Source organism: Lentilactobacillus hilgardii DSM 20176 = ATCC 8290 (genome assembly GCF_000159315.1).
Classification (GTDB): domain Bacteria; phylum Bacillota; class Bacilli; order Lactobacillales; family Lactobacillaceae; genus Lentilactobacillus; species Lentilactobacillus hilgardii.
In genome coordinates this window covers 111,703-127,223 of sequence record NZ_GG669992.1, presented here as the reverse complement: position 1 = coordinate 127,223, position 15,521 = coordinate 111,703, and the positions used below count along the sequence as shown (strand labels likewise).

At 42.1% G+C, this 15,521-nt stretch carries 16 protein-coding genes; 6 read left to right on the top strand and 10 right to left on the bottom strand.

Translation table 11 applies throughout. From position 1 onward, the window contains the following. Positions 1–91: 91 nt before the first annotated feature. The 3 genes from nrdJ to HMPREF0519_RS00560 all read right to left on the bottom strand — a co-directional run bounded on the left by nrdJ (position 92) and on the right by HMPREF0519_RS00560 (position 4,872). Positions 92–2,341, bottom strand: a complete 2,250-nt coding sequence (gene nrdJ / locus HMPREF0519_RS00570; protein WP_003633751.1) for a ribonucleoside-triphosphate reductase, adenosylcobalamin-dependent — start codon at positions 2,339–2,341, stop codon at positions 92–94. Between the two features lie 492 nt (positions 2,342–2,833). Further along, on the bottom strand, positions 2,834–4,006 hold the full coding sequence (locus HMPREF0519_RS00565; protein WP_003633747.1) for a MalY/PatB family protein: 1,173 nt from the start codon (positions 4,004–4,006) through the stop codon (positions 2,834–2,836). Continuing rightward, a complete protein-coding gene (locus HMPREF0519_RS00560; RefSeq protein WP_003633745.1) occupies positions 4,006–4,872 on the bottom strand; it encodes a DUF3737 family protein in 867 nt (288 codons plus the stop codon). Before HMPREF0519_RS00560 ends, HMPREF0519_RS00565 begins: the two co-directional genes overlap by 1 nt. A gap of 276 nt (positions 4,873–5,148) precedes the next feature. Here HMPREF0519_RS00560 and HMPREF0519_RS00555 point away from each other — a divergent pair, with 276 nt between their 5' ends. Both HMPREF0519_RS00555 and HMPREF0519_RS00550 read left to right on the top strand, forming a co-directional pair. Beyond that, complete coding sequence (locus HMPREF0519_RS00555) at positions 5,149–6,225, top strand: guanine permease (protein ID WP_040472586.1); 1,077 nt, start codon at positions 5,149–5,151, stop codon at positions 6,223–6,225. Positions 6,226–6,228: 3 nt separating this feature from the next. Continuing rightward, complete coding sequence (locus tag HMPREF0519_RS00550; protein WP_190870515.1) at positions 6,229–6,777, top strand: phosphoribosyltransferase family protein; 549 nt, start codon at positions 6,229–6,231, stop codon at positions 6,775–6,777. A gap of 69 nt (positions 6,778–6,846) precedes the next feature. On the opposite strand, the gene HMPREF0519_RS00545 is transcribed toward HMPREF0519_RS00550, so the two are convergent. The 6 genes from HMPREF0519_RS00545 to HMPREF0519_RS00520 all read right to left on the bottom strand — a co-directional run bounded on the left by HMPREF0519_RS00545 (position 6,847) and on the right by HMPREF0519_RS00520 (position 10,592). Beyond that, positions 6,847–7,233 (bottom strand): hypothetical protein, encoded by a 387-nt coding sequence (locus HMPREF0519_RS00545; RefSeq protein WP_003556437.1) that lies wholly within the window; start codon positions 7,231–7,233, stop codon positions 6,847–6,849. Between the two features lie 39 nt (positions 7,234–7,272). Beyond that, positions 7,273–7,638, bottom strand: a complete 366-nt coding sequence (locus HMPREF0519_RS00540) for a hypothetical protein (RefSeq protein WP_225429072.1) — start codon at positions 7,636–7,638, stop codon at positions 7,273–7,275. Positions 7,639–7,770: 132 nt separating this feature from the next. After that, positions 7,771–8,088, bottom strand: a complete 318-nt coding sequence (locus HMPREF0519_RS00535; RefSeq protein ID WP_003633740.1) for a hypothetical protein — start codon at positions 8,086–8,088, stop codon at positions 7,771–7,773. A 284-nt stretch (positions 8,089–8,372) separates the two neighbouring features. After that, complete coding sequence (locus tag HMPREF0519_RS00530) at positions 8,373–9,329, bottom strand: zinc-binding dehydrogenase (protein WP_081447183.1); 957 nt, start codon at positions 9,327–9,329, stop codon at positions 8,373–8,375. Positions 9,330–9,535: 206 nt separating this feature from the next. After that, complete coding sequence (locus tag HMPREF0519_RS00525; RefSeq protein ID WP_003550717.1) at positions 9,536–10,279, bottom strand: SDR family NAD(P)-dependent oxidoreductase; 744 nt, start codon at positions 10,277–10,279, stop codon at positions 9,536–9,538. A gap of 22 nt (positions 10,280–10,301) precedes the next feature. Beyond that, positions 10,302–10,592: a hypothetical protein gene (locus HMPREF0519_RS00520; RefSeq protein WP_040472584.1), complete on the bottom strand. Its 291-nt coding sequence runs from the start codon at positions 10,590–10,592 to the stop codon at positions 10,302–10,304. 272 nt (positions 10,593–10,864) lie between these two features. On the opposite strand from HMPREF0519_RS00520, the gene HMPREF0519_RS00515 reads away from it, so the two are divergent. The 4 genes from HMPREF0519_RS00515 (at position 10,865) to dsdA (ending at position 14,734) form a co-directional block, all read left to right on the top strand. After that, a complete protein-coding gene (locus HMPREF0519_RS00515) occupies positions 10,865–11,587 on the top strand; it encodes a class I SAM-dependent methyltransferase (RefSeq protein WP_225429070.1) in 723 nt (240 codons plus the stop codon). Positions 11,588–11,722: 135 nt separating this feature from the next. Further along, positions 11,723–12,475, top strand: coding sequence for a hypothetical protein (locus tag HMPREF0519_RS00510; RefSeq protein ID WP_233419300.1), 753 nt, complete (start codon positions 11,723–11,725; stop codon positions 12,473–12,475). 11 nt (positions 12,476–12,486) lie between these two features. Next, positions 12,487–13,164 (top strand): AAA family ATPase, encoded by a 678-nt coding sequence (locus HMPREF0519_RS00505; protein ID WP_003633736.1) that lies wholly within the window; start codon positions 12,487–12,489, stop codon positions 13,162–13,164. Positions 13,165–13,441: 277 nt separating this feature from the next. Continuing rightward, positions 13,442–14,734 carry a D-serine ammonia-lyase gene (gene dsdA, locus HMPREF0519_RS00500; protein ID WP_190870514.1) on the top strand — a complete coding sequence of 431 codons (1,293 nt, stop codon included), beginning with the start codon at positions 13,442–13,444 and terminating at the stop codon, positions 14,732–14,734. Positions 14,735–14,837: 103 nt separating this feature from the next. Here the strand turns inward: dsdA and HMPREF0519_RS00495 are convergent. Next, positions 14,838–15,521, bottom strand: a 684-nt coding sequence (locus HMPREF0519_RS00495) for an AEC family transporter (protein WP_003633730.1), incomplete at its 5' end; no start/stop codon positions are given.

The window sequence follows — 15,521 nt, the reverse complement described above, 5'->3', positions numbered from 1 at the left end:
TTTCCGTTTTTTTATGATCAGTTTAGAATTGATCATTTAAAATTCGGGTTTGTTTCGTGGGTCAAAAATGACTTGATATCACTTTAACAGCTTACTTGATTGGGCAAGCGCCGCCTGCGCAGTCGGTTTGGCCAATGATTTCGGCACCTTTTTGATCGTGGTTATCATTCAACTGATTGAAGACACGCTGAACATCACCATGGATCTGCATAACCTTCTTTTCGTAGGATTTGGTATCGATTGGTTCTTTGGGTGCCTGTTTAAATTCATTACCAACGTACGGCAAAAGAGATGTTGACTTGGTAGTGAAACGATATTGGTGCATTAGCGGGGCAATCTGGTCTCCCTCTTCGGGCTGGAAGGTAACAGTACAGCTAACCGCATTATCGGACCAATAGGTTTGTAAGAAAGCTTGAGTTGCAAATTGTTCGGCAATTGAAACGTTACCTGCTGAAGCAAATTTCTTACTGTCAGCATGGGCCGCACGAATTGGGAATTCGGCAACCATTGTATTCTTTGAGTAAATATCCTTTTCTACGTGGTAGCCGCATGCCTTTAAGGCTGGTAATAACGGATCTGAATCCTGGAATCGAATTCGTTGAATCAAGTATGGGGCGTAATGGAAATGCATCCCTTCCGAAACACCTGCTAATTTGGCAACAGTACCGGATGGTTTAACGGTTGTATGCTTAATTGACGTGTTGCAGCCGAGTTCATCGGAGTAATCCTTATCGGCTTTAACAACTGCCTTATACAGACCATCTACTTTATCGATAGCACGTTGATCATAAATTGGCTTCTTGATGGTTTCACCGGTTTCCGGATCTTTGGCATCTTGGTAGCCGGTAACAACCCGGTTGCCCAATTCACTTAGAATCCAATCTTGAATACCGGACATTGAGATACCGATTCGACGATTCTTGTTGATCGCCTTTCGAGAAACTTCCCAGTCATATGGACTGAAAGTAACCCGCTTGGAGAAACGAGTGCCTAAAGTAAAGGCTTCATCAAGATCCCAATTTTGTTGGCTGGCAACGTAAGGGAAGACTTCAAACAAGTTGCAGGGTTCACCGTTTGAAAGTGAAATCTCACCACAAGGGTTCGTCCCTTCGACGTTTGGATCAATATCTTTTTGAATGCCGTCAATTTTACGACCATAATTCTTGGAAAGTTCCAAGTTAACGATTCCCGGCTCGCCATTGTGACGAATAGAATCGGCAATCGGACCGTAGTTGCTGAATTGGGAATCAACAGCAACACTGTTGTTGGAAGCCCAACGGTGATGATACAATTTTTCTTTATCTTGTTTCATTGTAATGAAATCTTCGTCGTCGGCAGAGCCTAATGCTAATTCGGCCGAACGACGAACGTTTCCGGCAACAACCGTTTTCCCGATCATATTACCAATATCGGTCATATCAACTGATGAAAGGCGACGACGGGCACGATTATTGAGGACGCCATTAATATCAAAGAGCATCTCAATCAAAGGCATTGGCCCTGAAGCGGTACCGCCGAATCCTTTGATTTTAGCGCCCTTTGGTCGAATATCACTCATATCAAGGACCAGATTTTGTTGGTTCTTGGGATTGGTTGATTTAAAGTGTAAATCGATTAGATGAGCGTTTGATAATACCCAACCTTCACGCGTATCGGGTAGACGATAATAAGCGGCATCCGTGATTGAGTGGTTCTTGAAGTAGTCGTCCTTATCAACGGCTCCCATCTTAAGTGAATCAGCGTATGACTCACTGTCTTTATCGATGACAACAGTCAGGTTGACTTTGTTGTCAACCAGCGGAATCTTGTGGACATTTTCTTTAGTGACAGAAAAACCGACACCGCCGCCCTTCATTAATTGATCAAACATGAATGAGTAGGGCATTGAAACAGCTGGTTGATCTTTTTTAAGGTATTCGGGCACGATGTGGCTGTCACCGTATGGCTGTGGCCGTACAGCAATAAACCAACAGTTATTTAATGCGTCACCGTTACGTGCTTCATAAGGTGTACCTGAAATCCAAAGGTTACGGCCCGAAGGTGTTGCGGCCAATCCGTAAATCAGTTTATAAAGTTTCTTGGCTTCATCGGTTAATTCGCTGATCACTTGTGGATCAACATTGTTTTGGTGAAGACGCGGGTCAAGGTTGATGTTTCCTTCAACTACCCGTTTAACCGTCTCGTCCCAATTTTCTGTCCGCTGCTTTTTTGGGATCCAACGAGCATAAGTTCTTTTGTATGTAACCCAGCCTAGTTCGCCCCAGTGCGGTGTGACTTCGTTTTTAATTTGGTTTATAAATTCATCAGAGAGTGAAACTGATGAAAGTTTCATTGCTTGCATAACGATTCCTCCCGTACGCTTGATTCTCGTATTTCGTTCGAGTTAACACTATATATAGTATCTCGACGAGAGAGGATAATCAATATATTGTGTCCGGAAAAATTCAGCAGATGAGTGCGCCAACCTTGTACTGGCAAGGGCTGACGGCCATCGAAAAAAATTTAACGCTCCGTTGTCTTAAAACAACTATCTGTTATTTAATGGATTTTCCATAAGTATTGTGTTTTCAATGGGTTGACCACAACGATATCTGGTGTAGCCAACGGATTGTTTTGTTTACCGTATCAATCAAAATGATTGATTTAACTAAATACGTGCAACATCCATCTTACCGATTTTTTCGCAAGGAAACAAGGCAAAAATAAGCGCTATTGGATAAGAATGACGGAAAATTGCATAGCTATTTTTGCTCGGTCATCATCGTGATGAAATTAAAAAGGACTGGACAAAATGACTTTTGTCTCAGCCCCTTCCGGTTATGAGTGATTTTACTTATTTCTGATTGATATACGTTTCAATTCCCTTTTTAAGACGTTTTAAACCATCCTGAAGCGTTGTTTCGGGGCAGGCAATATTAACTCTTAAGAATTGATTGCCGTTGCCGCCATACACAGAGCCAGCAGAAATATAGAGACCGGTGTCCTGACGGATAAAGTCTTCCAGTTGGGATGAGTCTCGGGTAATAGTACTACAGTCTATCCAAACCAAATAAGTCGCATTCGACGCAATCACTTTGATCTGCGGTATGAACTGTTCACAATAATTTGTAAAAATATCGCGATTTCGGGTAAGCTGCTGTTTCAATTCGGCCAACCATTGATATCCCTTTGTATAAGCGGCAATGGTACCGGGGATTGCCAATAAGTTGGGCTCACCAAGTTCATCGGTGTTGATACCACGATTGACAATGTTTCGCAGTCCTTCGTTGGGGACAATGATGGTAGCTGCGTGCAGTGCGGCCACGTTGAACGTTTTGCTTGGAGAAACGCTGACAATGGTATTCTGAATCAAATCATCCGGCAAAGAGAAAACAGGGGTGTATTTAGGGCTGCCGCACACCAAGTCACCATGAATTTCATCACTGAATAACGTGACGTGGTATTTCATACAAAGCCTGCTGATTTTAATCAGTTCATCGCGGGACCAGACTTTGCCGACCGGATTATGTGGATTACATAGAATCATCATGGTACTTAACGGTTCAGCCAACTTGGCTTCCAGATCCTGCCAATTAATGCTGTATTGGTGGTTGGCGGAATCATAAAGCAAGTCGCTTGATAGAATGTGACGGCCGTTATTAATGATTGAATTGTAGAAAATATTATAAACCGGTGCTTGGACAACAACGTTATCACCGACGTTACTGACACGGCGAACCGTTGATGAAATGGATGGGACGACACCTGTACAGAATAGCATCCACGCCGTTTTGGGCCGGGCGTGATGTTCGGTAGTGTACCAGTCGGCAACGGCATTGAAATAGTCGGCATGGGGTTCTTCATAACCAAAAATACCAAAAGCAACCTTCTTCTGCATGGCATCAATGATTTCCGGCGCTGCCTTGAAATCCATGTCGGCTACCCACATCGGCAATTCGTTGGGTTTGACGTCCCATTTGACCGAATCGGTGTTACGGCGGGGGATAATTGATTTAAAATCATACATTATGCTGACTTCCTTTTTGTGATTTTAGTGTCGGTTGTGATGGTTGTTTTACTTGGATCGATTTTGGTTGGATCCATAATGATTTCTCCAATTGAATGCGCGTGAATTTTACCACTGATTGGATTTTTAACACTCACGATAGTTGAGTTGATTTCTGCATCGATGTTGGAACAATACTCGAAGGCCAGATCGGTTTCCATCAAACGACAGTTGCGCATGGTCAAGTGATCAATGTAGCACAAGCCCTGATCACTTTCGATTGTACAGTTGATCAGTGTCAGATTCTTCGTGTTCCACCCTAAATATTCACCATTAATGACAGAATCATAAACCGTGACGTTTTCACAGTTCCAAAATGCGTCTTTTGAAACCAGGGTAGAATGATGAACTTCAACGTTTTTTGCGCCGTCGAAACAGTAGTTGCCAATAAGATCGAGGTGATCAATATAGATATCACTGCTGTTCATCCCAAAATAACTCCCATTGGCCTGAACGTGGTCGATCGTAATGTGATCGCAGTTCCAAAGGGTTTCGGCAGCGTTTGAAAAATGATCATCGACTAATTTAATGTGACTGCTGCGCCGAAAAGTTTTGGTTGCCTGAATTGAACAGTTGGTCATTTCGATATCGTGTGTGTACCAGATACCGGCATGAGCGATTTTTTCCAAAATAGTATGGTCGACTTTGGCGTGGTTCGTGTACCAGAGTGGGTATTTCCATTTAAAAATGACATCTTTAAGGTTAATATTGCGACTTTCTTTAAGTGGGGATTCACCTTTACCGAACGTTGTCCCGATAATATTGGCATCATGTTCGGCAAAGAGCGGCCGTTCACCGTCGAAGTATTTGTTTCGGTATTCTTTCATTTAAGTCGTCCCTTCCTTGGTAATGTGCTTGCTAATTGAATATATGCTTATGGTAACCCTAATCAGATGATCGTGCTACATGGGATATGGGGATGGACTGGGATCTTTTTGTGGACATGGTTAAATGACCGAACTTTAAAAAGGATATGGGGAGAAAAGTTCATGCTTTACTAAAAATAGTTGGATTATAGCCTTGAAATAAGTTATTATAATAGATATAAACGAACTATATGTAAACAAACACAATAATTATTCGCATTTAGGAGGATGAATTCGATGCATTGGCTGGCAGATTTTCTCGCCGCAATTGGTGTGGTGCTAAACGGCATTCCTCAGGGAATTATGGCGATGACTTTGGGATTTGCGGTTTTTCCCACAACATTTTCGTTTGTTTTTGCTTCAGCAGTTAACGGAGCGTTCGGCTCGGTCGCACCCATTTCGTTTCAAGCGGAGTCTTTGGCATTAACGGGAAATTTGGGTGAGACAACCCGTGAACGTACCTCGATTATCTTTGGCGGATCATTGATTATGGCGGTTATTGGGGTAACCGGTACCTTAACAAAAATCGTGGACGTACTTGGGAACAGTATTATGGCTGGGATGATGGCAGGTGTTGGTATCATGTTGGCTAAGATCGCTGTTAATATGGCTCGAAAGGAACGGATCGCTGGATTGTCGTCCATTGCGATTGCCATTTTGACTTATTTGTTCACTAAAGATTTGGTCTGGACAATTGCCCTCTCGGTGATTGGGTCAAGTTTAGCGGCTGTTTTCGGTATCCATTATCGGGCAGAATTGCCGGCAAACGTCGTTGAACGCAGATTCCGGTTTTTAAAACCGATTTTGAACCCTCGAGTGGTTCGAGGGGCATTGAGTCTGGCTTGTTTGAATGTTGGTGCCAATATTTCGTATGGCCTAATTACCGGTCAGATGACGGGGATTAAACCAAATCCGGTTAACTTGAATTTGTTGACCGGTACACAGGCATTTGCGGATATGGGAACCAGCTTACTGGGTGGAGCACCGGTTGAAACGATTATTTCCGCGACTGCCAGCGCACCCAAACCTGTTATCGCAGGTGTGATGATGATGTTAATCATGGCCGTTATTTTATTTGCCGGTTGGCTGCCTAAAATTGGTAAGTATGTGCCGGCGGCATCAATTGTCGGTTTCCTGCTGATTTTGGGAGCGGTTGTTATTTTTCCTGAAAATGCTGCGGCTGCCATGCAGGGATCAGATAGTGTTATAGCAGCGTTGACGTTGGTTGTGACAGCGATCATTGACCCGTTTGCCGGGTTGATGACGGGTGCCGTGTTGAAATTTGTTTTGCCGTTGATTGGCTTGGGGGTCTAAATGATGCAACAAACATACGAATTAACTATTGGAAAACTAAAACGAACATTACCGATTATCCCAATTAATGAAACGACTGCGATTGCGTCGTTCGTCCTGTTGGGGGATTCCGAGTTGGCCCATTATGCTGCAGCTAAATTGGCAGACAAGATTTCGGAACCGTTTGACTGTATCGTTACGCTGGAGAGCAAAGGAATTCCGTTGGCAGAGGAGTTGAGCCGGGTGAGTGATCACCCCAAGTTCATTGTGTTACGAAAAAGTGTCAAGGCTTATATGGCGTCACCGCTTGAAGTTTCCGTCGATTCAATCACGACTGTAAGTCAGCAGAACCTGGTACTGGATGGTCATGATGCCGATTATCTTCGTGGCAAACGGGTTGTGTTAGTTGATGATGTTATTTCAACCGGCGGCTCGCTTGAAGCTGCTGAGAAGCTTCTTAAAAAAGCAGGCGCAACCATTTTGGTTAAATGTGCTATTTTGGCAGAAGGGGATGCCGCCAAACGTGACGACATTCTTTATTTGGAGAAGTTACCGTTGTTTCAGAGAATATAGCCGTTAAATTAATAGCCTATGGTCAACTTGAATCGACCATAGGCTATTTTGCAGTGTTTAGCTGCTATATTATTTTTCAACTGAAAGCTTTTTGACGGATAATGAATCCCGTATCAGACTGATTAAAGCAAACCCACCCAGTAAAATGGCAGGGCTTGCGATCATTGAATCGTTAAACTTAAGTAATACGATAACGGCAATCATGACAATTAAAAAGGTCATAATCCAGCCAAGCCCGGAAATAACGTGGTTTCCCGGTCGTTGCTCCGGATGCCGTTTAAAGTATGATCGCTCAAATAACAAGTAATAAACCAACCAAAATCCGCCAAGGACAACGAGTGGAACCGAAACCCGATCCCATCCCCGGGGACTTAATCCGTTAAATGCCAAGAACGTAAGCCACAATGCAATAAGCGGTAGGTTGTTAACCAGGCTGTAACGCCATTCAATCTTCATAAAAATAAGTCGACTTCTTTCTAAAATACATGCTAAACGTTAATCTGTTTTTAGGACCGATAAGCAATCCCTAATAAATGGCAATGTGAAAATGATCCAGCAGAAGGTTAATGTTGACGCATTGGTTGTTAACATCAACAGTAATGCTAAGAGAGTGACAATGACGGTCATGATCATACCAAGACCTCTCAATTCATGGTGACTTGCTTTATCTTCAGGATGTTGTCTTAAATATGACCGCTGAAATATCAAACTATAGGTTAACCATGAAATGATAAATAGGATAAGAATGGTTAGAAGAAACCAAAGTCCCTTGTCTGACAATGGATAAATAAGTGACCCGGTGGCAATAGTGACAAGCAAATAGGCATTGTTAATCAAGCCGTAGCGCCATTGAATCTTCAAGAGGAAGCTCCTTTCATCAAATGATTTAAAGTTCCCCATCAGAATATATGTCACTATAAAACAGGATAACACTCATTATTTGAACCACGCAACTTGACAATGGATCTTTGAATCAGGTTGGTTCTGGTGGTTCTACCATGTCATGAGTGCAATGACGAAGATGGCAATGTGGACCACTAATCGAATCAGATGATGTGACCAGTGTGGCCGACCATAAAGATGGTAGCCATTTGCCAGTGTAAAAACTGAAATACCAAGTAATCCGAGTAGAAGGGTATCAAGTGAAAGCAGCTTGGAAGAAATCATCAAGCTGGTCAAAGTAATGAAGGCGGAAAGAAATAACCCAACAATGAGGGTAATCGAGATGTCTTTACTGAGAAGATGCGCAATGGCTGCAGCCATGGTGAGTAGAGCATAGAGTGTGATAAAAATGTCGATTGCAAGACTCAATTTTTAAACCCCTTCTGTGGTTAATGATGGATGATAAGCAGTTATTAACAGGATTTCTGCTAATTGCAAGGTAGTTGGTTTATGTATGCTTGTCAAATGAATTGCTAAAAATCTATGTCCCAGATGAACAAAAGTCATTTAAGTGTTATAAAATTTTAACAATTATAATGACGGTGTTCATTATATTTGACCATAGTTATTATAATAAAGTTCTTTTAAAACATGTCAAGAATATATTTGAAATAAAAAACAGCTTGCATTAATGATAATGCCAAGCTGCTTAATTAAGGTTTTAACAAAATTTTTCCAACATTATTTCCTGATTCCAGTAACTTGTGGGCAAGAATACCGTCTTTCAAAGGGAAAACCGTGGGTTCACTGACTTTGATTTTTTCATCGGTAAAGTAGTTGAATAGGCGTTTACTGCGTGCAATTCTTTCCCAATAATCGGTTAGATAATCCCACAGATCACCGGTTAAGATGCTTTTGGATTGAGATAATAACGTCACCAAATCGACTCTTGGAGGATTACCGCCTGCCATGCCAAAGAAAACCAAATTTCCGCGATGTTTAAGCAATTCAATATTTTGCTCCAAAGTAATGCCAACGCCATCATAAACGGTATCGAATCTTTCGAGCCAATTCTGAAGCCAGGGATCCGTTCTGAGAAAAACGGCTTTGGCCCCCTGGTCAAGTGCGACTTTTTGTTTTGCCTTAGTTGAAGTCACACCATAAACGTTGATACCATCTGCTGTGAGCATCTGCGATAAAATTTGGCCCACTCCACCACTAATGCCATGGATAAAAACGTTTTGTCCCGGTCGATTCCTGCCCAAATCATGAGCCAGAAAGTCGGCGGTCAGTCCCTGCAATCCTGCACACGCGATTACTTTATTATCGAGATCGTTTGGGACTTCAATAGCGTGATCTTCCGGAACTGCCACTAATTCAGCGTTCGCAAACGGTACATCTACGAAAAAGACCTTTTCTCCAAGCTGATGCTTTGTAACCTTTTTACCAACTGCAATCACCATTCCCAGTCCTTCGTAGCCATCGATGTAAGGGGATGAGACTCTTTTTTCGATATGATAGGTTCCCTTTCTTCGATAAATGTCAGCGAAATTAAGGCCTATATAGGACATTTTAACCAAGACATCGTTATCTGATAAAGACGGGTCTGGCAAAGTCCCGTACTGTAAGACTTCGGGACCGCCGAAACGGTCGAAATAAAGTGCTTTGATTTGATTTCACTTCCTTAAATAGAAATGGTTATAGATAACATTATCACGCTCGTTGAGAGACGTCGAGCCTTTTGGGGTGGAAGAGTGTTTTTGATATAGTAAAAGGCCGAGACACAAATAGAATATGTGTCTCGGTCTTTCCCTGTCGTCATATTTACCTGATTGAAATGCTTGTGCCATGATAGGTTTCTTATGAAACTCAGTTCCTATACTGACGTATAGCCGCCATCCGCTACCAACGTTGCGCCGATCACAAACGATGCATCGTCACTTGCCAGGAATGCCACAGCTTTGGCAATTTCTTCAGGTTTTCCTAAACGTCCGAGTGGATGAAGCTGCGCCAATTTTTCCTTTAGTCCGGGGTTGATTTTGCTCAGCAGCGGGGTGTCAATGTATCCAGGGGCGATTGCATTAACCCGGATACCCTGCTTTGCATAGGTTGCAGCCAATGTTTGAGTGAGAATCTTAACGCCACCCTTAGCTGCGCCATAGGCCGTTACGTTAGGAAGCCCAACCAAACTGTGAATAGAACCCGCATTGACAATGGCGCCACCGGTTCCTTGTTTGAGCATTTGTTCCAAAGCGTACTTATCTGAAAGGAAAACACCGGTTAAATTAATGTTGATGGTATTTTGCCATTTATCCAGTGGCAATTCTGTAATGTTAGCGTCGTTTGCGATACCGGCGTTGGCAAACATAATATCCAAATGACCGAATGCATCAACTGTTTTATTGATTAGGTTCTTAACGTCGTCTTCGTTGGTCACATTGGTTTTAACGAATAAGGCGTTACCACCTGCATTTAGACCGGCAACAACGTCGTCGCCCTTATCTGAAAAGTCACCAATAACGACCTTGGCACCTTCGTTTAAGAATAATTTGACGGTTTCCAAACCGATACCGGATGCGCCACCTGTTACGATGGCAACTTTATTATCGAATCTTGCCATACCGAACACGTCCTTTCCGTGTCTAGTGACTAACTGTCTCCACAGCTACATTGTAATCGCTTACATATTTATTAACAATTAAAGTGTGCTTTGGATTTTTATGAAGGGAGGCGTTTCCCAAGAGTTGCGAAATGGAATGGGACTTTGGGATCAGGCATATGATTAAACAGCTGGCGGTCTGTTGAATCACTGAAACAGTACCACTCATATCATGCGCCTGATTGAAGGTAGTTGGGGTATCATCCGATTCAACCGGATTAATGACTGCAATCGCGGTGTAAACAGGTGCACAAACAGGTTCACAATCGAGCACGAACCGGTTTTCCAATGACGGTGAGGCGCCGATAAATCATTAAGAGCCGTGTAATGGCATTCGAGATGGATAATGACGCTTAAAAATTGATTTAATCACAGTTCTTATTTGGATCTGTTACAACCATTGGTCATTTATTGATTAAATCTGATACGGAACGGTTGAAAACTGATGATGCTCTAGGTTTACAAACAGTTTGTTAACCTGGTTGCCGGTTTTGCAACAAATTGATTATATGATAATATAAGTCCAAATATTATTGGAGGATAATGATGAAAAAAGTTCATTATGGATTGGATGCGCCGCTCGTTCCCATTTCTTATTTAGTAATTGGTCTGGGCATTTTAATTAATTGGGTCTTCTTCCATCAATATGCAACTGCCGGGTTTGTATTACTGTACGCTTTGCTTTTGATTGCCGGAGGCCTCATTTTTTTCCATACGTCATTTCGGGGGAAATTTATTATTTGGGATAAGATCTTAGCCAAAACAGATATTTCGGATGACGCAACGGTTTTGGATCTGGGATGCGGTCACGGTGCTGTTTTGATTGCTCTTTCGAAGCTCTTGGGACCATTTGGAAAAGCAGTGGGTGTTGATTTGTGGAAAAATGCCGATAAGTCTCATAATTCGTTAGAGGAGACTAAAAGAAATTTGGAAATTGCCAAAGTTGCCGACCACACTGAACTTGTTACGGCTGATATGGCAAAGCTGCCCTTTGAGGATGATCGTTTTGATTTAGTGACTTCCAGCTTTGCCTTTCATAATATTAAGCCGAATAAAAAACGGTTTGAAGCTTTAAGCGAAGCACATCGCGTTTTAAAGCCGGGTGGAAAGTTGATTATTGTCGATACGGGTAATCACAAAACGCAATATATCAATTGTTTGGAAAAAGGTTCTGAGTTTGCTGATGTTTCAAGTGAAAATACGGGTTTTAACGGTTGGTGGACCGGACCTTGGATGGCAAGTTACGTTATTGAAGCAACTAAAAAATAAGACTAATTTGATTGGGAATGACGAAAAGCCATTCCTATTTTGTTTGATTCGCTTAAGTTATGACAAATGTCACCTCGCAATTGTTCTCACTACCTTTTAATATTATAAGAAAATGCAACCTAAGAGGTGGTACAAGTGTTCCGTAAATTGATTAGCCTTATTGAATTTGAACTTCGATTGGCATTAGAAGATAAAGTTGTTTTCTTATACACACTCGTGTTTCCAGCGGCGTACTTTCTGGTGATGTCCTGGAATGACTTTGCAGCAGGGCGTACCACATCAAACACTGATATGGTTAATAATCTCTTCGGGTTCTGGTCATACATTGTGATAGTAGGTGTCCTTAATCAAATTACAATTACGATGTTTCAGATGCGGGAGAATAATTTCTTGAAGATGTATACATTTATTTCCGGTGATAAACGGTTGATTTATTACGCCAACTTAATCCCACAAATGGTTATTTTGCAAATTGAAGTTGCACTGTTTGATCTGTTGGCAATTATTGTTTATCGACCATCAACCAGGGTGTTGAGCCTGATCGGTGTTTGTTGGCTGCTCAACTTCGTTCTTATTCCGATTATTTCGTTCTTTACAAGCATTATTTTGGTACTTCCGATAAAATCAAAAACATTAACGATTTATCTAACCGGATATATTTTTGCAACATTGTCGTTGGGAGCGGTCTATTTTAAATCACCAGTATTAAATACAATGGTGACGATAATTAACCCTGTTGATTTTCAACAGAACACCTATTCACTTTTTGCTTATCAACCGCATATCGTATTTATCGTCTTGTTATTAACCATCGTTGGGGTGGCTTACATCATTTTAGGCAATGTGATTATTTCTAAAATGAGCCTGACATCAAGAACGAATCGTTAACCGGAGGAAAAATGAAAATAAAAGATTTTACATACAGATTGTCGAGTGGCAGATCATTATTCCAGTCATTAAATGCTGATTTTCTTGACGACAAAGTCAATGTCTTATTGGGGCCGAATGGAGTGGGGAAAACGACCCTGCTGGATTTTATTTCGACCGTTAATAAACGGGAACCGACTTATTTTCACGGCTTTCCTAATTTTGCTAGGATTGCATATCAGCCACAGAGCGTGCCGTTTATTTATGAAGCAACCGTTTTTCAGACAATGAAGATGGTTATGGGGGTCAGTGGCTTTAAGGGGAGGCTTCGACATACTGATTTACCGGCAGAGTTAAAAACGATTGCCGATATTAAGTATGGCGAGCTTTCCGGAGGTCAGCGCCGATTAGTCATGATTGATGCAATTTCACGGCTTGACCGAGAGTTATATTTATTTGATGAACCAGAAAGTGGGCTTGATCCAAAAACGGCAAAGCAGGTCATGCAGAAGATTCAAGGGATTAATCAACGGGGCAAAAAAGTGATTATGACCTCTCATCAGTTTCAAAATATTAATAATGATGACTACCATCTTTTGTTTCTGAAGGCAGGTCAAATTCAATTTTCCGGTTCACCTTCTGAATTCCTCAAAAAAGAGAGTGCTACTAGTTTAGTAGATGCTTATATTAAGCAGGATCAACTTCTTTAGTGAATATGATGCTTTTGAGAGAGCGTACGCATGGACAATCAATTTTAATCCAGTCATCATGGCACTTGGGATTGACTACTCGATCAACTTTTTATGCGGATACTTTATATGGACGGGAAGCTTTAACAGGGATTCATATCATGCCAAACGTCTCTTTGATGACTGACACCACGTTGATACCATGATTAAGCCTTTTTAAAAGATTAACGTCACAAAATCTAACATCAACGTTTTGCCTTATACTATCCTTGAAAATAAACTGAGAGGACTGATGGGCATGGACGATACGTCGTTGATTACAGAGTACCCGCAAGTAAAAGATCTGATGGCGGAACAACCGATATTTTGGCGCAATCCGGATTACGGTCAGCAAACCGAATTACCCTTTTCAAAAGCGGATATATTTGATGCCGTCGCTCGCTGGGAACGTTTTGCGCCGTACTTGGCCACAGCGTTTCCTGAAACAGCAGGTATGAACGGTATTATTGAATCACCATTAATTAAACTGGATCAGATGCAGGATTCGTGGAATAAAATGTATCATCAAAATTTAACCGGAAAGTTGTTTTTAAAAGCAGACAGTCAACTGCCAATTTCGGGATCAATTAAATCCCGTGGCGGAATTTATGAAGTGCTTAAATTTGCAGAACATGTGGCAATGACACAATCAGACCTGGTTTATATGGATGATTACCGGGTTTTAGCAACTGACAGATATCGAAGAATCTTCTCGAACTACGGTGTTATTGTGGCGTCAACCGGCAACTTGGCACTAAGTGTTGGGATTGTTGCAGCAACGTTTGGATTTAAAACCACCGTTTATATGTCTCATGACGCGCGTCAATGGAAAAAGGACAAGTTGCGAGCCAACGGTGTCACTGTTAAGGAATTCAATACCGATTTTTCGCATGTTATCCCACAAGCCAGAAAGGATGCAAGTCTGGATCCCAATATCCATTTTGTGGATGATGAAGGCTCTTCTGACTTATTTTTGGGATATGCGGTTGCGGCTGTTCGTTTGCAAAATCAGCTAAAGAAGCAGCATATCAGTGTTGACCGTAAACACCCGGTTCTGGTTTATTTACCGGCGGGCGTTGGCGGAAGCCCCAGTGGCGTGGCTTTTGGTCTAAAAACCATTATCGGGCCATATATTCACGCAGTCTTTTGTGAGCCAACCCATGTACCGTCCGTGACTTTGGGGATGATGACCGGGTTGAATAATCAAATTTCCGTTTACGACATCGGTCTGGATGGATTGACGGCAGCAGACGGTCTGGCAGTCGGGCGACCGTCCCGATTAGCCGGAAAGGTGATGCGGACACTGCTATTTGGCAGTGTGACCTTTCAGGATGATGAGATTTATCGCAACGTCGCCCAGCTGATGGATTCACAGCAAATCACCGTGGAACCTTCAGCAGCGGCCGGCTTTACGGCGATCGCACCCGTCATTAACAATGTTCCGGCGTTTAACAGTGAAAACGCCACACACATTGTTTGGGCAACCGGTGGCAATATGATGCCGGGAAGTGAAAGACGGGCTAATTATAATCGTGGCGAGTCACTGTTATAGTGGAAACAGATTAATAAAATAGCTGATAAAAACAAAAATGACAGCCTCGATTGGCTGCCATTTTTGTTTGCCGTCTGTTTTCTCACGGCTGGAAAAAGAAAAACTATATTTTCATCAAAGCGAATACCAACGGAATCGTCACAAGACTCAAAATTGTTGATAAACTCATTAGTGCAACCGCCGGGCTTGTATCTCCGTACGCCTGCAGGGTGAATAAAACCACCAGGCCGGCAGCAGGACAGGCGGCCATCAGAACTGTCGTGTATAAAGCAACGCCGGAAATGGTTAGTAGTTGGAGAACCATAATGGCAATCATTGGAAACAGGACGTTTCTAAAGAAAAGTGCCAGCCATAGGTGCCAATCAACTAATTGACGATTGATTTTAATATTGCCCAAGCTGTTGCCGATAACGATCATTGATAATGGTGTGTTGATGGAACTAATGTATTTGACTACTTCATTTGCCGGACCGGGTAATTGAAAGGAGGCCACGAAAAAGAGTAGCCCGACAAAAATAGCGACAATATTTGGATTTAAAATAATCTCCCGAAAATTTTGCCAACGATCGGTCGTTTTCTTACCGGTTTTGAATAACGACACGCCGTGTGTCCAACTAAAAATGTTAAAACCGGCTAGTGAAGCAACCGCAAAAAAGACACCACTGTTCCCAAATAAAGCACTGGTTAGTGGCACACCCATAAATCCTGCATTGGAATAAATACTGCCATATTGGGTGATTCTGCGTAAGTTGATGTTGCTGATCCTACCAAACGCAATCTTTGAAAT